Annotated in this window: 16 protein-coding genes and 1 pseudogene; 5 read left to right on the top strand and 12 right to left on the bottom strand. The window is 69.7% G+C overall.

The features are described 5' to 3' along the window. Positions 1–36: 36 nt before the first annotated feature. The 4 genes from ABZ717_RS03105 to ABZ717_RS03090 form a co-directional block, all read right to left on the bottom strand. Positions 37–933 carry an ABC transporter permease gene (locus ABZ717_RS03105; protein WP_358504720.1) on the bottom strand — a complete coding sequence of 299 codons (897 nt, stop codon included), beginning with the start codon at positions 931–933 and terminating at the stop codon, positions 37–39. Further along, entirely contained in the window at positions 930–1,769 is an 840-nt protein-coding gene (locus ABZ717_RS03100; protein WP_358504717.1) for an ABC transporter permease, read from the bottom strand. The genes ABZ717_RS03105 and ABZ717_RS03100 overlap by 4 nt, the downstream gene beginning before the upstream one ends. Then, positions 1,766–2,734, bottom strand: a complete 969-nt coding sequence (locus tag ABZ717_RS03095; protein WP_358504714.1) for an ABC transporter substrate-binding protein — start codon at positions 2,732–2,734, stop codon at positions 1,766–1,768. Before ABZ717_RS03095 ends, ABZ717_RS03100 begins: the two co-directional genes overlap by 4 nt. Before the next feature lie 84 nt (positions 2,735–2,818). Continuing rightward, entirely contained in the window at positions 2,819–3,775 is a 957-nt protein-coding gene (locus ABZ717_RS03090) for an ABC transporter substrate-binding protein (RefSeq protein WP_358504711.1), read from the bottom strand. A gap of 414 nt (positions 3,776–4,189) precedes the next feature. Between ABZ717_RS03090 and ABZ717_RS03085 the strand changes: the two genes are divergently transcribed. Beyond that, a complete protein-coding gene (locus ABZ717_RS03085; RefSeq protein WP_358504709.1) occupies positions 4,190–4,894 on the top strand; it encodes a GntR family transcriptional regulator in 705 nt (234 codons plus the stop codon). Between the two features lie 274 nt (positions 4,895–5,168). Here ABZ717_RS03085 and ABZ717_RS03080 read toward each other — a convergent pair whose 3' ends face one another. The 3 genes from ABZ717_RS03080 to ABZ717_RS03070 all read right to left on the bottom strand — a co-directional run bounded on the left by ABZ717_RS03080 (position 5,169) and on the right by ABZ717_RS03070 (position 8,991). Further along, positions 5,169–5,834, bottom strand: a complete 666-nt coding sequence (locus ABZ717_RS03080; RefSeq protein WP_358504706.1) for a lytic polysaccharide monooxygenase — start codon at positions 5,832–5,834, stop codon at positions 5,169–5,171. Positions 5,835–5,892: 58 nt separating this feature from the next. Beyond that, complete coding sequence (locus ABZ717_RS03075; RefSeq protein WP_358504703.1) at positions 5,893–6,870, bottom strand: glycoside hydrolase family 5 protein; 978 nt, start codon at positions 6,868–6,870, stop codon at positions 5,893–5,895. Between the two features lie 291 nt (positions 6,871–7,161). Further along, positions 7,162–8,991, bottom strand: a complete 1,830-nt coding sequence (locus ABZ717_RS03070; RefSeq protein ID WP_358504700.1) for a protein kinase — start codon at positions 8,989–8,991, stop codon at positions 7,162–7,164. Between the two features lie 281 nt (positions 8,992–9,272). On the opposite strand from ABZ717_RS03070, the gene ABZ717_RS03065 reads away from it, so the two are divergent. From ABZ717_RS03065 to ABZ717_RS03050, 4 genes are all read left to right on the top strand, one after another. Further along, complete coding sequence (locus tag ABZ717_RS03065; RefSeq protein WP_358504698.1) at positions 9,273–10,523, top strand: cytochrome P450; 1,251 nt, start codon at positions 9,273–9,275, stop codon at positions 10,521–10,523. Positions 10,524–10,540: 17 nt separating this feature from the next. Beyond that, positions 10,541–11,683, top strand: coding sequence for an endo-1,4-beta-xylanase (locus ABZ717_RS03060; RefSeq protein ID WP_358504695.1), 1,143 nt, complete (start codon positions 10,541–10,543; stop codon positions 11,681–11,683). A gap of 69 nt (positions 11,684–11,752) precedes the next feature. Further along, positions 11,753–12,673 carry an aminoglycoside phosphotransferase family protein gene (locus ABZ717_RS03055; RefSeq protein ID WP_358504692.1) on the top strand — a complete coding sequence of 307 codons (921 nt, stop codon included), beginning with the start codon at positions 11,753–11,755 and terminating at the stop codon, positions 12,671–12,673. Positions 12,674–12,785: 112 nt separating this feature from the next. Beyond that, a complete protein-coding gene (locus ABZ717_RS03050) occupies positions 12,786–13,757 on the top strand; it encodes an alpha/beta hydrolase (RefSeq protein WP_358504689.1) in 972 nt (323 codons plus the stop codon). A gap of 101 nt (positions 13,758–13,858) precedes the next feature. Here ABZ717_RS03050 and ABZ717_RS03045 read toward each other — a convergent pair. The 5 genes and pseudogenes from ABZ717_RS03045 to ABZ717_RS03025 form a co-directional block, all read right to left on the bottom strand. After that, positions 13,859–14,179 (bottom strand): annotated as a pseudogene (locus ABZ717_RS03045) (helix-turn-helix transcriptional regulator); the annotation flags it as partial. Between the two features lie 13 nt (positions 14,180–14,192). Then, positions 14,193–15,449 (bottom strand): transposase, encoded by a 1,257-nt coding sequence (locus ABZ717_RS03040; protein ID WP_358504687.1) that lies wholly within the window; start codon positions 15,447–15,449, stop codon positions 14,193–14,195. 18 nt (positions 15,450–15,467) lie between these two features. After that, positions 15,468–15,875, bottom strand: a complete 408-nt coding sequence (gene tnpA, locus ABZ717_RS03035) for an IS200/IS605 family transposase (protein ID WP_358504684.1) — start codon at positions 15,873–15,875, stop codon at positions 15,468–15,470. A gap of 144 nt (positions 15,876–16,019) precedes the next feature. Next, entirely contained in the window at positions 16,020–16,724 is a 705-nt protein-coding gene (locus ABZ717_RS03030) for a pentapeptide repeat-containing protein (RefSeq protein ID WP_358504681.1), read from the bottom strand. Positions 16,725–16,761: 37 nt separating this feature from the next. Next, the gene (locus ABZ717_RS03025; protein WP_358504678.1) at positions 16,762–18,342 is read right to left on the bottom strand and encodes a PucR family transcriptional regulator ligand-binding domain-containing protein; all 1,581 of its coding nucleotides are present in this window, start codon (positions 18,340–18,342) and stop codon (positions 16,762–16,764) included. Positions 18,343–18,372: the final 30 nt, after the last annotated feature.

The following is an 18,372-nucleotide window of genomic DNA, read 5'->3' as shown; positions in this document are numbered from 1 at the left end:
GTGGTGCGAGGCGTGTTCGTGGGTGCTGGTCATGGGTCACTCTCCCCGGTGTGCGGCGCGCAGGCCGCGGTACCAGCCCAGGACGCGGCCTTCGACGAGTTCGAACAGGGCCGAGAGCAGGAAGCCGATGATGCCGAGCAGGACCATGCCGGCCCACATCTCGGGGATGGCGAAGGTGCGCTGGAACTGCACGATGGCGAAGCCCAGGCCGCTGGAGCTGGCGAACATCTCGCTGATGACCATGAGGATGATGGCCAGGGCCAGTGCCAGGCGCAGGCCGGCCATGATCTGGGGACTGGCCGAGCGCAGGATGAGCACACGCAGGCGGGTGGTGCCGGTGATGCCGTAGCAGCGCGCGGTGTCGGACAGGACGGGGTCGACGGCGCGCACGCCCTCGACGGTGTTGAGCAGGACGGGCCACACGCACCCGAAGACGATGACGGTGATCTTCATGGTGTCGTCGATGCCGGCGAGCATGATCATCAACGGCACCAGGACGGGCGGCGGGATGGCGCGCAGGAACTCCAGGACGGGTTCGATGGCGGCGCGTACGCGAGCGTCCAGACCCAGGAGGACGCCGAGGCCGACTCCGATGAGGGCGGCCAGTGCGAAGCCGATGGCGAGGCGGCCCAGGCTGGGCAGGACGTCGACGAAGAACCGCTCGGAGAACCACAGTTCGACGAAGGCGGTGCCGATGGCGGACGGGGTGGGCGTGTAGAAGCCGGCGCCGGGTTGTGCGGTGAAGGCCCAGTACACGCCGATGAGCACGGCGGGTAGGAGCAGGACGTGCGCGGTGCGCAGGGCCGCGCCGGCCGGTCCTCGGCCGCCGGGGCGGCGCCGCCGGGTGCGGGCCACGGGGCTCTCCTGTTCGGTCGGGTTCGTCGGCGGGGTGTGGGTGGGGGGCGTGGACTCGCCCAGGGTGGTGCGGCTCATGTGGTGGCCTCCCCGCGCACGGAGGTGTGCCAGCGCAGGACTCGACGCTCCAGGGCGCGCACACCGATGTTGATGACCACGCCGAGGATGCCGGTGGCGATGATCCAGGCGTAGACCAGGGCGATGGCGTTGCCCTGTTGGGCGGTGGTGATCTGCTGTCCGATGCCGGGTGAGCCGATGATGAGCTGGGCGGTGATGGACAGGATGAGTCCGACCGCGGCGGCCAGGCGCAGCCCGGTCATCAGGTACGGCAGCGTGGTGGGCCACACGACGTGGCGGATGCGGGCCAGACGTCCCAGTCCGTAGGAACGGGCGGTCTGCTCGGCGACCGGGTCGACGTCGGCGACCCCGTAGAGCACCTGGATGTAGATGAGCCAGAAGCAGGCGTAGATCACCAGGAGCAGGGTGGAGCGGATGTCGGTGCCGTACATGAGCACGGCCAGCGGGATCAGGGCCACCGACGGGATGGGGCGCAGGAAGTCGACGGTGGAGGTGGTGAAGGCCCGCACGCGTGGTGCCGCTCCCAGGGCGAAGCCGAGGAGGACGGCGGCGACGAAGGCGATGGCCAGCCCCAGGGCCCATCCGTACAGGGTGTGCCCCACGGCCTGCCAGAACGGGGCGGTGAGCGCGCGTTCGGCGAGGGTGGTCAGGACCTCGGAGACGGGCGGGAAGTAGCGTTCGGGCACCACGCCCAGGCGGGGCGTGGCTTCCCAGAGCAGGAGGAAGACGGCGACGCCCAGGAGACCGAGCAGGGGCCGATTGGGTGCGGTGCGCGCCCGAGCGCCCGGGCGGCGGGTGCCACCCGGGGTCGGGGCCGAAGTGGTGGCGGTGCTCATCGGATGAGGGTGTCCAGGTCGGGGTCGGCGTCGAGGATGCCGTCGGTGACCATCAGGTCGGCGAGGGTGGCCACGGCGTCGGTGTCGATCTCGGTGGGAAAGCGCGGCCAGCGCAGGTCGTCGATGATCGCCTCATCGATCTCGGTGTAGGTGGTGAGGATCTGGGCCGCCTCGTCGGGGTTGTCCTCGGCGTAGGCCAGGGAGGCGTCCATGGCCTCGGTGAAGGCGTCCGCGGTCTCGGGGTCGCCTTGGAGGAGTTCCTCGCCGGTGAAGTAGGCGGCGATGGACAGGTCCTCGTGCAGGTCGACGAAGTTGCCGGCGATCTCGGTGGCGCCCTGTTCCAGGGCGATGGTCAGGAAGGGCTCGACCACCCAGGCGGCGTCGACCTGGCCGTTGCTCAGGGCGCTGGGCATGTCGGGGAAGGCGAGTTCGATGAATTCGAGGTCGGTGGGGTCGCCACCGGCCACGCGCACCGAGTTGCGCACGGAGGTGTCGCCGATGTTGTTGAGGTTGTCGATGGCCACGGTGGCGCCGTCGAGGTCGGCGGCGCTCGTGACGTCGCTGTCGGGCGGTACGACCAGGGCGCTGTAGTCGGTGGCGGCGTCGCCGGTGGTGGTCATGCCGTTGGCGACCACGGTCAGGGGCAGTCCCTGCTCACGGGCGATGATGACCGAGGCGAGGTTGCCGAAGGCGAAGTCGAGTTCGCCGCTGACCACACGGGGCACGGTGGTGGCGCCACCGCCGCCGGTCTCGATGGTCACGTCCAGACCCTGTTCCTCGAAGAGGCCCTGTTCCACACCCAGGTAGAGCGGGACCACCGCGGTGATCGGCAGTACGCCCACGGTGATGGGGGTGAGTCCACCCTCGTCGGCGGCGCCGTCCGCCTCACCGCCACAGGCGGTGACGGTCAGGGTGAGTGCTGCGCCGGCGGCGAGCACCCCCAGGGTGGTCTTGTTCGCGGTCATGTGTTCTCTCCTGGGACGGGACAGGGACTGGATGGGGACACCGGCGGGGGGCTGTGGTGGTTCGGAAGGTGGGGCGTGGGCGGGTCAGGGCAGGAGCGCGTCCAGGTCGGGCTCGGACTCGATGAGTCCGTCGGTGACCATCAGTTCGGCCAGGGTCTGGACGGATTCGTCGTTGATCCGCGCGGGGAAGCGGGGCAGGACCATCTGCTCGATGACCGCTTCGTCGATCTCGGTGTAGGTGCCGAGGATGCGGCGGACCTCGTCGGGGTTGTCCTCGGCGTAGGCCAGGGACTCCTCCAGGGCCGCGGTGATGTCGGCGAAGAGTTCGGGGTCCTGGGCCAGGCGGTCCTCGCCGGTGAAGTAGGCGGCCACGGACAGATCGGGGTGGGTGTCGACGAAGTTGGAGGCGATCTCGCGGTGGCCGGCGTCTCGGATGGTGGAGGCGAACGGTTCCACGGCCCAGACGGCGTCGATCTGGCCGGTCTCCAACGCGGCGGGCATGTCGGGGAAGGGCAGTTCGACGAAGTCGACCTCGGCGGGGTCGCCGCCGTCGGCGCGCACGGACTGGCGGACGGTGGTGTCGCCGATGTTGTTGAGGTTGTTGGCGGCCACGGTCAGGCCTTCGAGGTCGGCGGCGCCGGTGACGTCGCTGTCGTCGAGGACGAACACGCCACCGAAGTCGGCGCCCTGTTCTCCCGCGCTGGTGACGCCGTTGGTGAGCGTGGTCAGGGGCAGTCCCTGCTCGCGGGCGACGATGAGCGAGACGATGTTGCTGAAGGCGAAGTCGAACTCACCGCTGATGACGCCGGGGACGATGGCGGCGCCGCCGGAACCGGACTCCAGTCGCAGGTCGATGCCGCGGTCACTGAAGAACCCCTGGTCGACGCCCAGGTAGATGGGGGCGACGTCCACGATGGGGATGACGCCGGCGGTGACGGTGGTGAGTTCTCCTTCGCCCGTGCCCTCCTCTGAGGGGGAACAGGCCGCGGTGGCCAGGAGTGCGGCGGACGCGGCGACCGCGAGTGCCGGGGACAGGCGCATGGGATCTCCAACGGGGGGCGCGAAACACACGGATGTACGCTTTGCGAACACGTGTTCTTAAGGTGAACATAAGTGATCCCGATCACCGGGTCAAGACGTGCTTGAGGCACATTTCAGACACGTGAACAGCGAAAAGGTCGGATGACCGAGCCTGGGCAGCGCCTTCGAGGGCGACGCGAGAGAGGAAAGGGCACCGCGAACGAGCGCGGGCGTGAAGAAGGGCCGGGGCACCCTGAGAGAATCGGAGAGCCCGTGGTCCGGGTCAGGACGGGACCCGGACCACGGAGTCGAAACCCCGTACGGGGCCCCATATTCGACCCTGTGTTGTCACAATGTCAACATTTGTACATCGAAGCGGTACCGAGACCCGAAGGATTCTTGTCCGCGCCGGTGTACGCCGTACACTTTTGCGACGTGGCACGAGACGACGGCGATAACGGTGGAATGCGACGAGCCCGCAGACGGGGCCTGGCCCACGAAGCGGCCGACCGCGTCCGAGAGTCCATCCTGGACGGACGGGTCTCCCCCGGCTCTCCCCTGCGCGAGGTCGAACTGGCCGCCTCCCTGGACGTGAGCCGCGGGTCGGTGCGCGAGGGACTGGCCATGCTCGAACGCGAGGGGCTCGTGCGCAGCGAGTGGCACCGCGGCGCCCGCGTGATCGATGTGGGTCCAAAGGACGTCGACGAGGTCTACACCGTGCGGGCCGCCCTGGACCGGTTGGCCACCCTCACCGCCGCCTCCCGCATGACCCCCGCCCACCTGGCCGAACTCGAAGCACTGGTCCAGGCCATGGCACGCGCCCTGGAGGGTGACGCCGACGGACTGACCCTGATCGCCCTGGACCTGGCCTTCCACGACCGTGTCTACGCCATCGCCGACAACAGCCGCCTCACCGACGCCTGGCACGGCGTGCGCTCCCAGGTACGCCTGATCCAGCTGACCCGCATCGAACACGACCAGGCCCACTATCGCGACCTGTTGGTGGCCGAACACCACCACCTGGTGCGCCTGATGAGCCGCGGCCCCGGCGAGGAGCCGGCCCGGGCCGCCGAGGAGCACGTGGACTCGGCTCGCCGCGCCCTGGTCCACCTGCTGGGCCAGGCGCCTCGGCGCCGGTGACCGGGTCGTGCGCCGGGTGGCTCCCGGGCGGTGAACGGGTCGAGGGCCCGGCCTCCTCCTGCGAGACCGGGCCCCATCCCCAGAGGGAGGACCACGAGGGGTCGCCTTTCGGGCGCCCTCAGGCCCTGTCCTCCGGGAACCCGAGGAGGTGCCGACGGTGGGATGGCACGCTTTTCACCATCACACCGAAGGCGCCAGAGCGTCTCCTTCGCCGAGGGCCGGTGGTGGGCGACGGATGGGCCCGGGCGAAGCGGCGGCGCGAGACGAAGGCCGCCTATTGGAAGACGACGTCGGAGCAGTTGTAGAAGGCCTCGGGGCTGTCGGAGCGCTCCCAGACCACGTAGATGATGTGCTGACCCGAACGTTCGGGCAGGTCGACGTCCCAGCGGTACTCGGCGCCCTCGACTCCGCCCTCGCTCAGCGGCGGGTCGGTGACCTCGTTGATCAGCTCCAGGTCGGACCAGTTCAGCGGGGAGTCGGGCGACCAACCCGGGCTCGTGACGTAGGTGTAGAAGGTGCCGGGGTGGTGGGCCCAGGCGTTGTGGTGGAACTCGACCGTCTGCCCCGAGGGCAGCGACGTGGTGGGCCAGTCCGAGCGCACCGCGTTGAAGGCGGCGAAGTCGGCGGTGGGACCGCACAGCTCGCCGTCGGCCACGACCTCCTGGTGGCGGCCGTCGGCGTCGCTGATCAGGTTGCCGAACCAGTTCCAGAACGGGTAGCTGCCGCCCTCCTCCAGGGCGTCGGCGCAGGCGGGGTTGGTGGGCTCGACGTTGCCGCCCTGGCCGCCCTCGATGCCGTCGGCGTAGCAGGCGTAGGTGCGGCTGGCCGGGTAGGTGAAGGCGCCGTGCGCCTCGGCCGACTCCGCGCTCAAGGTCAGGGCCAGGCCGCCGACGAGGGCGGCCGAGGCGGTGAGGGCTCCGGTCCTGGCGAGCGTTCTCATGGGGGGTGTCCTTTCGAGGGGGGTTCGCGGGGGTTCGGTGTTGAGCGGAGCGCGTTCCTCAGTCACCGGTGGCGATGCCGTTGGGGCCGTGGAAGATGCGCTCTCCCCACCCGGTCATCCGGTCGGCGTCGAAGTCCTCGACCATGTCGAGGTATTCCACGCCTCCGCTGTTGCCGCTCCAGGACCAGCCGATGTAGCCCAGTCCCAGGCGGTCGGCGTGGGCCATGATGGCGTCCTCGTCGGGGTCGCCGTCGCTGTGGTCGTGGCCGAACTCGCCGATGATCAGGGGAACTCCGGCGTCGGTGAAGTGTTCCAGGTAGTCGACGACGGTCGACTCCTGTTCGTAGACGCCGTACATGTGGATGGAGAAGACGGTGTTGTCGTGGGGATCCGCGTCGGCGACCTCGGGGGCGGCCTCGCGCATGGTGCCCTGCCAGTCCTGGCCCCAGTTGGGGGCGTCCACGACCAGTGTGTGGTCGAACCCGGCCTCGCGTAGGCGCACGATCGCGTCGGAGGTGTCGGGTGCCCAGCCCTGGTTGGTGGTCTCGTCGTTGCCGTAGGGCTCGTTGCCGATGTTGACGATGATGTGGTCTTCGGCGCCCTGGAGGGCGCTTTGGACGTCGATCCAGTAGTCGACGGCCTGGTCCAGGGTGGCCGCCTCGGCGTCCTCGCCGTAGCCGGTGGTGTCGTGGACCTCCAACACGCACACCAGGCCCAGGTCTGCGCACTGGGCGACGATGTCCTGGAGTTGGTCTTCGTCGGTGCGGTCCCAGCGGTCGCCGCTGCTGAGGACGACGCGCACGGTGTTGGCGCCCAGGTCGGCGATGTCGACGAGGGCGGTGGGGGTGCGATCGGTGAACCAGGCGTGGGGGTGGCTGACGCCGCGCATGATCAGTTCGGTGCCGTCGGCGTGGACCAGTCGACCCTGGTCGTCGACGTGGAGTCCGGTCTCGGCCGACGCGGGCGCGGCGTGGGCCAGGAGGGGGATGGTGAGGGCGAGAGCCGCCAGGGACACCAGGGAGCGGGGTCGGTGCACGGTGCTTCTCCGTCGGTCTTTGTGACTACCATTCACGGGAACCCGAATTTGGGAGCGTTCCCATGCAGCTTGTGGTGCAACTTAACAAGAGCGAAACCCCGCCACAATAGGGTTTCGGGCTGATTTTTCACGCACAGCTCAACTGAGCACACGTTAAGTGAACCCGAATTTCGAGGCCATAGCCGCTACGAGCTGCGCGGACACCGACTGATCACACCAATGAGGCGGGGGCGGGAAACCTTGTCGGTCCCCCGCCCCCGCCTTGAGTCGGTTCGGTGTGCCTTCGGAGCCTCAGGCCCAGAAACCGAAGCTGTACAGCAACCCGTTGGTCGCGGCGATCACACCCAGCGCCAGCACCGCGCCGGTCACGAACGAGGTCCGCAACGACCGCACCAGGAACTCCAACGCCACCAGGTTGTTGAGGATGAAGTAGCCCAGCATGGTCGCGTGCCAGAACGAGTCCATGCTCCAGGGCTCGAAGTAGTACGGAACGCCCGTCCACACGTCGGTCTCGGTCGTGAACCACGTCCATGCCAACGCCGCGCCATAACCCAGCGGGATCTGGATCAGCGGAATGATGAGCAACGGCAGCAGCTTGACGAAGCCCCACAGGCCGGGCTGGTCGGCGCGGCGGGCCTCCGACTGCGCCCGACGGGCCGCGTCCTGCTCGGCGCGCAGCCGGTCACGGTGGGCACGCTCGGCCTCCTGCCGACGGCGCTGTTCGTCCTGCTGTTCCTGCCTACGGCGCTGTTCCTCGGCCTGATGGCGCTGCTGCTCCATCTGCCGGCGACGCTGTTCCTCGGCCTGGCGATACTGGTCCTGGCGCGGATCGGTCGCACCGCGACGTTCCCCGTACAGGTCGGCGTAGGGGTCATCGTCCTCGGGCCGCTGCTGTCGGGTGGCGTCATAACCCGCGGTGGCGGGCGGACCCGCCTGCTGTTGGGCACCCGGGAACCGCTGCGTGGGCTGGTATCCCTGCTGTGTGGGCTGGTAGCCCTGTTGATACTGCTGGGTGGGCTGATATCCCTGCCCGGTCTGCTGCCCCTGACCGCCCAGGACCGAGGTCTCCCCTGCCGAGGGGTCCTGCCCATGGCCGGCCACCCGGGTGGCCTGGTCATCACCCATCGCGCCCGCGGCGGCGGCTCCGGCGACCGCTCCGGCCGCCCCGCCCAGGGCCGCGACCCCGCCCGCGCCCAGCACCTCTGTGCGCTGGTGACCACCGGTGGCGCCAGGGTCGGCCGTCGAGGTCGCCAGGGCCTTGTTGACCTTGGCCACCTGTTCCTGCACGCCCATCATCACCGCGGGCGGCAGCCAGGACGAACCGGCGTGCACGTCGCCCAGGTAGTCCAGGATCTCGCCGGGGCCGGGGCGACCCTTGACGTCCTTGGACAGACAGGCCGCCACCAGGTGCCGCAGCGACTCGGGCACACCCGACAGGTCGGGTTCCTTGCTGATGATGCGCATGACCATGGTGGGCATGTTGCCCTCGCCGAAGGGCCCGCCACCCGAGGCCGCGTGGGCCAGTACCGCTCCGTAGGCGAACAGGTCGCTGGCGGGGGTGAGCGCCTCGCCCTGCACCTGTTCGGGACTCATGAAGCCCGGGGTGCCGATCACCGACTGGGTGGCCGCGGTGCCGTCGGTGGCCCGCGCGATCCCGAAGTCGATCACTCGCGGGCCGTCCTCGGACAGCAGTACGTTGCCGGGCTTGAGGTCGCGGTGGATCAACCCCACCCGGTGGATCTCGGCCAGTGCCTCGGCCAGGCCGGCGGCCAGCACCCGCACCGACGACTCCGGCAGCGGACCGTGCGCCTGCACCGCCTCGTCCAGGGGCAGTGAGGGAACGTAGGAGGTCACCAGCCAGGGCACCTCGTCGTCGGGCCCGGCGTCGATCACCGGTGCGGTGAACGCACCACTGACCTGACGGGCCGCGTTCACCTCGCGGGCGAACCTCTCCCGGAAGGAGGTGTCCGCCGCCATGTGCGGATGGATGCGCTTGATCGCGACGGCGCGGCCGCCGGCCGAGCGTCCGAAGAACACCTGACCCATACCACCGGCGCCCAAACGCCCGATCAGCCGGTAACGGCCGATCCGCTCCGGATCAGTGCTCTCTAGCGGCCCCAACGTCCTCTACCTCCGGCCTGTACGGCGTTGTCCTTAGTGGAACGAGGCCCCAGTCTAGGGCGTGGCACCCCCACCGAAACCATCGTCGACGTGTGTGATCCCGTGCCGGTGCGTGGAGTTCGTCGCGTCCACCGCACACGTGCGAAAGGGCTCGGGAAACGAGTGGGCCGGGGCCCATGGTTCCCACCTGGCCACACACGGCCAACCAGGCGGGCGGACCGGTTCACGGGGGAAGGCCGATCTAGGGTCGGAACACACCACCGACAGGATGAGGCGCGCCCGTGAAGACTCTCCAGACCCTTCGTATCGACGCGCGACTGCGCACCGCCAACGGCGTGTCGTGGTTGGCCGCCCAGAGCGGGGACCACCCCAGCCGCCTCCTGCACTGGCCTTGGCGGGAGAACCCCTTTCCGACCTATCGGCGGCTGCGCGAGCGGGGTCCGGTGGTCTCCAGCAGGTTGCCCTTCCACGCCGCCACCACGCGCGCGGCCGTCCACCGGGTCCTGCGCGACCGTGCCTTCGGGGTCGCGCCGCCCTCGGAGATGGCGGTCCCCGATCAGTTCGACGTGATGGACCTGTCGTTCCTACAGCGCGACCCGCCCGACCACACCCGGTTGCGCAAGCTGGCCAAGCCGGCCTTCTCCCCTCGCCGGATGGAGGACTACCGGTTGGTGATCCAGAAGATCGCCGACGATCTGATCGACAGCGCCGTGCGGCGCGGTGGGTTCGACCTGATGCGCGACTTCGCCCAGCCCTTGCCCATCATGGTGATCAGTCACCTGTTGGGGGTGCCGGAGGAGGATCGGGCCGACTTCGACCGCATCGGGAACGTCATCGGCGCCGCCCTGGACGGGGCCCGTTCGGCGCGCCAGCTCGGCCGGATCCGACAGGCGACGGCAGATTTGGACGCGTTGCTCGAACGCTTGATGGTCGAACGGCGGGCGGACCCGCGTGAGGACGTGGTCTCCGATCTGGTCGCCCACTTCGACGAGGGCGCGTTGACCGCGTCCGAACTGGGGTCGATGTTCCGTCTGTTGTTGGTGGCCGGGTTCGAGACCACGGTGAACCTGATCGGGAACGGGACGATGGCGCTGCTTCGCCACCGTGAGGAGTGGGAACGCCTGGTCGATGACCCGGAGATGGCGGCCGGGGCGGTGGAGGAGACCCTGCGCTACGACTCGCCGGTCCAACTCACCGGGCGCTGGGCCCGTGAGGACACCGAGGTCGAAGGGGTTCCCATCGGCGCAGGTCAGCAGGTCATCTGCCTGCTCGGGTCCGCCAACCGCGACCCCGAGCACTTCGACGACCCCGACCGTTTCGACATCACCCGGCCCGACGCCGCGGAGCATCTGGCCTTCTCCGGCGGAACGCACTACTGCCTGGGCGCCCCGTTGGCCCGGTTGGAGGGGCAGATCGCCCTGCGGACGCTGAGTCGCAGGGTCCCGGGGCTGCGGCCCACGGCGATGCCCACCCGGCGCGACACGTTGACCGTCCGTGGTCTGGCCACGTTCCCGGTCACCGTCGGTCGCTAGAGGGCGGGGGCCACAGGGTGCGGAAGACGACCGAGGGGCTCGGGCGCACGACCACACGCGGGCGAGGGCCGCTGCTCGCGGTGGGGGCGGTGTGCGTGGTGGTCCTCGTGGTGGCGGCGGTGGCGGTGCTGGTCCTGCCCGGACCGGCGGAGGAACCGGGGAGCGACCTGCCCGGGTTGGCCGAGTCGCACGGCATCAAGTTGGGTGTGGCCGTGGCGGTCGACCCATTGCGGGACGATTCGGACTACCAGGACGTTGTCACCGACCACTACACGGCGGTGACCGCGGAGAACACGATGAAGTGGGTGCACGTCCAACCCGAGCGTCATGAGTTCGACTGGAGCGGCCCCGACACCGTGGTCGACTTCGCCGAGAAGCACGGCCTGGACATCCGCGGACACACCCTGTTGTGGCACAACCAGCAGCCCGAGTGGCTGGCGCAGGGTTTCTACGACGCCGACGAGCTGCGCGAGGTCATGCGCGAGCACATGGAGGCGTTGCTGGGCCGCTACCAGGGTCGGGTCGACTCCTGGGACGTGATCAACGAACCCTTCGAGGACGGCGGCCCCGAGCTGCGCGAGAACCTCTGGTACCAGACCTTGGGCGAGGACTACATCGCCGAGGCGTTGCGGATGGCGCACGAGGTCGACCCACAGGCCCGGCTCTACATCAACGAGTTCGGGATCGAGGGTGGCGGGGACAAGGCCGACGCCCTGTACGAGCTCGCCTCCGGGTTGTTGGAGCAGGGGGTGCCGTTGCACGGCATCGGGTTCCAAGGGCACTTCGTGCACGGCGACGTACCCGAGGACCTGGCCGAGAACATGCGACGCTTCACGGACCTGGGCCTGGACGTGGAGATCAGCGAACTGGACGTGCGCATCGCCGAACCGGTCACCGACGATGCGGTCTCGGACCAGGCCGAGGAGTACCGGCGGGCCGTGGAGGCGTGCCTGGAGGTCTCGCGTTGTGTGGGCGTGAGCGTGTGGGGGGTGACCGACGCCCATTCGTGGATCCCCGAATGGTTCCCCGGTTACGATTCCGCGCTGCCCTTCGACGAGGACTACCGGAGCAAACCGGCGCTGGGCGGGATGGTCGACGCGCTGAGCAGGGGACGACGGGCACGGGGGCGACCAGTGCGTCGCAGGGTGCGGAACCGATGACGAAAAGCGGGTGCGCGCACCGGCCCGCACCCGCCATCGTGGGGCGGACCCGACCCGAGGAGACCTTCCATGGACAACGCCTCCGTCCACCCCGTCACCGTGCCACGGGCCCTGGTCGAATCCGTCACCTCCTTCTTCGGCCCGGAGTGGGCGCGCCGGCTTCCCGGGCTGACGGTGCGGCACCTCGACGAGTGGGGGCTGACCGTGGCCGGCGAGAGCATGCACGGGGCGGTGGCCCTGGTGGTGCCCGTACGTCGCGCCGATGGCACTTCGGCGGTGCTCAAGATCCAGCCCCAGGATCCCGAGACCGAAGGGGAGCCCCTGGCCCTGCGCGTCTGGGACGGGGAGGGCGCGGTTCGACTGCTCGACCACAGCCCTCGGACCGGGGCGATGCTGTTGGAGGCCCTCGACCCGGGTCGACGTCTGGACGAGGAACCCCTGGAGCCGGCCCTGGAGGTCATCGGTTCCCTGTTGGCTCGGCTGACCGCCCACCAGGGCCCGGAGGGGATGCGCGGGCTCGGGCCCATCACCCGTGACATCGCCGATCGAGGACGGGCCAGGGCCGCCCATCTGGAGGAGCCCTGGCGACCGGTGCTGGAACGCTGGGCGGCCATCGCCGACGAGCTCGCCGCCGACCCGGGCGACCGGCTGCTGCACTGGGACCTACACTACGAGAACGTGCTCGCACCGCTGCAGGGAACCGACCGGGGCGACTGGTTGGCGATCGATCCCAAGCCACTGGTGGGCGATCCCGGTTTCGAGTTGCTGCCGGCCCTGCGCAACCGATGGGTCGAGGCGGAGGAGACCGGCGACCCGGTGCGGGCCACCAGGCGCAGGTTCGACCTGCTCACCGAGGTGGCCGGGCTGGACCGGGCCCGCGCACGGGCCTGGACGCGGGTGCGGCTGCTCCAGGACTGCCTGTGGATGGACGAGGGGCGTCGGCGGGTGCCGCGCGCGCACGCACTCATCGATCGGGCGTTGGACGCCTGAGGGGCCGGGGACTTCGGGGACTTCGACGCTCAGGGGCGGGGTGCCGACCGGGCCCCGATGTCGCTTTCGGTAGGGTTCCGCCACCTCAGTCACTCCTTCGTGGAAGGCCTCGATGTCCACTCCCCGCCCGTCCTTCGACCCCGAACTGCTGCCCGCCCTGGCCCAGGTCAACGCCGAGATGCCGCCGGGTATCGTCCCGGAGCAGATCGACGCGATGCGCGTCCGCGCCGCTCGTCTGGCCCCCGGGGACGAGACCGACATGACACTGGGCGGGGTCTTCGTCGAGTCCGAGCGCACCGCGCCGGGACCGGACGGGCACCCGGTGCCGTTGATCGTGTGGCGGCCGAAGGAGACCACCGCGACCACCGGGGCGCTGTACTGGATCCATGGCGGCGGGATGATCGGCGGAACCCATCGCGGCGGTGAGATCCCCGAACTGCTTCAGCTCGCACGTGAACTGGACCTGGTCCTGGTGTCGGTGGGCTACCGGTTGGCGCCCGAGCACCCGCACCCGACCCCGGTGGAGGACTGCTACGCGGGGTTGGTGTGGTTGCACGAGAACGCCGCCGAGTCGGGGGTCGATCCCGAACGCGTGGTGGTGGGCGGTGCCAGCGCCGGAGGCGGTCTGGCCGCCGCCGTCAACCTGTTGGCCCGTGATCGCGGTGGTCCGGCGGTTCGCGCGCAGTTGCTGCTCTACCCGATGCTGGACGACCGCAACGACTCGGTCTCCGCCCACCAGATGGCGGGGGTGGGCACGTGGGATCGCGCCTCCAACGACACCGGGTGGGGTTGCCTGCTCCAGGGCGCGCAGGGCGGCCCGGACACCTCGCCCTACGCGGCACCGGCCCGGGCGAAGGACGTGTCGAACCTGCCCCCGGCCTACCTGGAGGTGGGGACGGCGGAGACCTTCCGCGATGAGGTGGTCGAGTTCGCATCCCGGATCTGGAAGGTCGGCGGGCACGCCGAGCTGCACGTGTGGCCGGGCGGCTACCACTCCTTCGACGCCATCGCCGCCGACGCGGCCCTCAGCCGCAGCGCGCGGGGTCAGCGGCTACCGTGGCTGCGCCGCGTCCTGACCGACTGACCCCGGTCCGCGGCGCCGATACCGTCAGCGGCGATGACTTCTTCAAGGCCTACGTCGTCGACCATGTCGACTGAGACTGCGACCGCCCCCGATCCTCGGTTTCAGGTCAGGGCGGCCGGGGCGGGCGTCTCCACCGGTTTTCCGCGCCGGTGGGCGGTGGGGGTGGTGCCGCGAACGCGTTTGAAGGCGGCGCTGAGAGCGAAGGCGGTGGAATAGCCGACCCGGCGGGCGATGGTGTCCACGGTCTCGTCGGTGGTGCGCAACCGCTCGGCGGCCATGCACACCCGCCACTCCGCCAGGTAGGTCATGGGCGGGGTACCCACCAGGGCCGTGAAGGCGCGGGCCAGGGCCGATCGGGAGATCCCGCACCGTTCGGCCAGTTCTGCCACCGTCCAGGGGTGGGCCGGCCGGTTGTGCTTGACTTCCTCCCCACGCCTAAAGGCGGGAGATTCCAACCAGCGGCAAAGCCGGTTGGTGCGCTGCCCCTTGCGGGGACGCTGGTTCCTGCTTCACGGACCGCCTAACGGCGAGGTCTCCACAGGCCGGCACCGCATGCCCTGCGGCGCGAAGGATGTTCTTGGCCGCGTTCACATCGGCGTGACACCGGTGACCGCACCTGGTGCACTCGAAGACCGCTTGACTCTTGCGGGACTTCGGATCCACATGCAGACACCGGTGACACGTCTGAGACGTGTACGCGGGATCGACCAACACGATCTGCGTGCCGGTCTCACGCGCGGCGTTGCGCAGCGCGAGTTCGAGCCGGTGCCACCCTTTGTCGAGGATGGCCCGGTTGAGCCCGGCCTTCTGGCGTACCTGCCTGCCGGGTGCTTCCACGGTGCCCGAGGCACTAGCGGTCATGTTGGTGGTGCGAAGGTCCTCCAACACGACCGTGCTGTGCCGGGTGGTCAGCGTGTGAGCGGTCTGTGCGGTGAAATCGCCGCGCCGGTCCACAGCCCGGGTGGTGATGCGGCCCATGGCCTTGAGCGTCTTGGTCCGATTCGTCGACCCCTTCTTCTGCCGGGACAGCTTGCGCTGCAACCGCATGTGTCGGGACTTCTCTCCGTCAGTGACGAAGGGCCGGTCATGGAACTCGCCCGTGGACAAGGTTGCCGCCACGGCCACGCCCCGGTCCACCCCTACCGGGGTGCCCGGGTGGTGCTCGGGGGTGAACAGCCCGTCCTCCACGAGGAACGACACAGACCAGTGACCGCCCTTGCGGGACACGGTCGCCGAGCGGATGGTTCCGCCGATCGGGCGGGAGGAGCGCAGCCGCACCCATCCGAGCTTGGGCAGTTTGGCCCGTGACCACTTGCGGTTCAGCTTCTCCATGGTGATGAGGTTCCCAGCGGGGAACCGGAACGAGGGCATCCACCGGTGCTTGGCCCGCCACCGCACCTTGAAGGTGCCCTTCTCCCGGCAGGCCCGGTCCAGGTCCTTCAAGGTCTGCTGAAGCACATGCGAGGGGGCGGCCTTGAGCCAGGTCTCTTCCGCCTTGGCTTCGGCGAGCTGCCCGGCCTGAAGGTGGTATCCGCAGAACTCACCGTTTCGGCCCCGGGTGTGGCGGTCCACGTACTGGCGGCGCTGATCCAGGGCGGTGTTCCACACGGCCCGGCAGATGTCACCGAACTCGGTGCACATCGCCTCCTGATCGTCGGTCAGGGCAAGCCGGTAGCGGCGACCCGTCAACATCGTGGAACACCTCCTCTCTCAGCGGCTCTTCTGGTTGTGCACGTACTGTTTGATCGCTACCAGCGGGACGCCTCCGACGGTGGCCACGAAGTAGCTGTTCGTCCACAGGAGCGGCAGACGGGACTTCAAGTGCGGGAACTCGTCGCGCAACAGTCGGGAGGAGCGGCCCTTGATGGCCTTGACAAGCCAGCGCACTCCGAACTGGGGGGCGACCTCCACAAGCAGGTGCACGTGGTCGGGCATGACCTCCGTCTCCACCAGCCACGCTTCCTTGTCGGTCACGACCTCGCGCACGATCTGCTTCAGCCGTTCCTCAATGCGACCGCCGAGGACGCGGCCCCGGTACTTGGGGCACCAGACCACGTGGAAGGCGCACTGGAAGGTGATGTTGCGGTTCGAGCACAGGGTGACGGACGTGCAACTCATTGTATGGCAAAGGGCTGTTTAATGTTCCCGTTCGCGGAAAGGCGGCTATCCCCAGGACTGAAGCCCCGGGTCTGCGCCACCCGAAAAATTCCGATCGCTGAACCTGCCGGGGCGGGGCCTGCGACGCCTCGCCCCTCGTCCCGCCTACTCGGCGACGGTGATGCCCAAAGAGGCCAGGATCAGTCCGGCCTGGACCGGGCCGATCGTCGCTCCCCTGAGGTAACCGGCCTGTTCCAGGGGCACCTCCCCCAGGTCCGCGCCGCGCAGGTCGGCCCCGCCGAACTTCGCGCCCACCAGGTGCGCGCCACGCAGGCGCGACTCCACCCACACCGTTTCGCGCAGGTCCGCCGCCGCCAGGTCGGCCTCGTCCATGCGCAGGCCCTCCAGGGTCTGTCCACGCAGGACGATCCCCTTGCAGCGGGCCAACATGAGGTTGCACTGGGCGAAGGTGTAGCCGATGCCGCGCAGCGAGTTCAGGCCCGCGCCGGTCATCCGGCAGCCGTGGAAGGCGGTGTCGGTGAGCAGGGCGCCCTGCCAGCGGGTGTTGGCCAGGTCCACGCGCTCGAAGCGGGCGTCGGTGCAGTCGGAGTGGTTCAGGAAAGCACCCGAGGCGCTGCCACCGGTCACCACCGCTCCCTCCAGCACCGCCCGTTCCAGGCGGGCACCGTCCAACCTGCAGTCGACCAGGCGGGCGTTCACCAGGTGGGCGTCGCGCAGGTCGGCCCCGCGCAGGTCGCAGCGGGTCAGGATCCGAGGGGCGCCCGGGTCCTCGGCCAGGGCGTCACGCAGGTCGAGTTCGGACAGGTCGGCGTCGGTGATCTCGGTCTTGGCGAGAAGGTCGGTGCTCACGCACCGAACCCTAGACCCGGCCGGTGACAGACCGCGTTCAGTCGCGCAGTTTGAGCGCCAGGAACAGGTCGACGCGATGTTCGAGGTTGCTCAGGTCGCGCCCGGTCAACTCCTCCACCCGACCGATGCGGTAACGCAGGGTGTTGACGTGGACGTGCATGGCGGCGGCGCAGCGCTGCCAGGAACCGGAGTGGTCCAGGAACCGTTCCAGGGTCTCCACCAGCTCGGAGCGGTGGTCGCGGTCGTAGACGATGAGCGGGCCCAGGAGGCGTTCGCGGTAGGAGGTCTGCACCTCCTCGGGGACCGAGGCCAGCAAGAGTTCGTGGGAGTCGATCTCGGCTCCGGCGATGACGCGGGAGCGGCCGCCGCGTAGTTCGGCCAGGCGACGGGCGTGGCGGGCCTCCACGGCGGCGCCGCGCAGTTCGCCGATGCCGCGGGCGGCGGAGCTCAGGCCGATGGCCAGCCGGTAGTCGAGCAGGCCGGGTTCCAGGACCCGGGCACGGTGGACGAGCTCGGTGCGCAGGGCCTCGCCCCGGGCTCGGGCCTGTTCGTCGGTGCCCTCCACCGGGATGACCGCCAGGGCGTCGTTGTCGCCGGTGACGACGGCGCCGGGGTGGTCGGCGACCAGTTCGGCGACCACACGACGGGCCAGGTCGGGCACCCGGGGTTCGGGCAGCATCATGGCGCTGACCACCACGTGGGAGCGGTCGTCGGGCGCGGGTCTGTCACCGGTGCCCCTCAGCAGCGCGGTGACCTCGTCGAAGCGCTGGGCGGCGAGCAGGCGCGGCAGGCCCTCCAGGTGCCGGGCCGTGGTCAGGGCGCGTTCCTCCTCGCGGCTGCGGGCCAGGACGCCGATGGAGACGAGTTCGGCGACGGTCTCGTGCACCTCCTCGCTCCAGTCGGCGTGGTCGCCGGTGACAACCAACAGCCACCCGGAGAGCGGGTGGGACTCCTTGGCCCGCACGGGAAGGACGGTGACGGCGCGGCCGCCGTCGTTCTCCCCCGGGAGCCGGGTGCCGTGGGGGAAGGAGGACCAGGTGAGGGCTTTGGCGGCGAGGTGTTCGCGTTCCCCGGCCGTGAGCGAGTCCTCGACGGAGGCGATGGTGCGGCCGGTGGAGGAGAGCACCCAGGCCCGGAGTCCGGCCTGGGTCGCGGCCGCGGCGAACGCCCCGGGGAAGTCGGCTCCGGAGGCGACGTCGGCCATGAGGCGACGGTGCCGGTCGCGGGTCTCGGCGATGGTGGTGAAGCGGCGTTGGGTGAGCGAACGCAGGACCTCTTCGGTGACCGCGCCGAAGGAGGTCTCCGCGGGGATCTCCACGAGGGGCACGTCGTGGGCGCGACAGGCGGCGATGAGGTCGTCGGGAATCTCGCCCAAGGCGGTTCCGGCGCCCACGGCCACGGCGCCCGCGCTCAGGATCGAGGTCACGAAGGTCTCGGAGTCCTCTGGTCGGGTACGCCACATCATGCCCGTGAGCACGAATTCGCCGCCGCGCAGGTAACGCGCGGGTTCGAGCAGGTCAGTGGTGTAGGCCCACCGGATGTCGCGGTGGGCGTGCTCCGCCCCCGTCAGGAACCGCAGGTGCAGTCTCTTGACGGCGAGCAGGTCACTGATCTGCATGGACTTCCTTCGTGTTCGTGTGGGCGTGTC

This window comes from Nocardiopsis sp. NPDC006832 (assembly GCF_040635885.1).
Classification (GTDB): domain Bacteria; phylum Actinomycetota; class Actinomycetes; order Streptosporangiales; family Streptosporangiaceae; genus Nocardiopsis.
The sequence above is the reverse complement of the archived record's forward strand: the minus strand, read 5'-3'. Positions and strand labels throughout refer to the sequence as shown.